Consider the following 214-nt stretch of genomic DNA (forward strand, 5'->3'; position numbering starts at 1 on the left):
ACTACTGGGGGAACCAGAGAAGCATTAAAGGCATGTCGCTTTCTTATAACAACAGCTATAAATCGGTGAGTTACAGCGTGGGCTATGACATCTCACGGTTAAGTGATTACGGGAATGAATGGGCGGAGGACAGACGCTTCTCCCTGAATATCAGTATTCCGCTGAGCGTATTCTCTTATAGTCCGGCGCTGAATTCCGCGTACGTCAATACGTC

At 47.7% G+C, this 214-nt stretch carries 1 protein-coding gene; it reads left to right on the plus strand.

Going from position 1 to position 214, the window contains the following annotated elements; genetic code table 11:
- Window positions 1-32: 32 nt before the first annotated feature.
- The coding region (locus tag Q1A40_RS23105) for a hypothetical protein (protein ID WP_300006122.1) at window positions 33-214 on the plus strand (182 nt) is incomplete at its 3' end.

Origin of the sequence: uncultured Cedecea sp. (genome assembly GCF_947498825.1) — a bacterium.
GTDB lineage: Bacteria > Pseudomonadota > Gammaproteobacteria > Enterobacterales > Enterobacteriaceae > JGM124.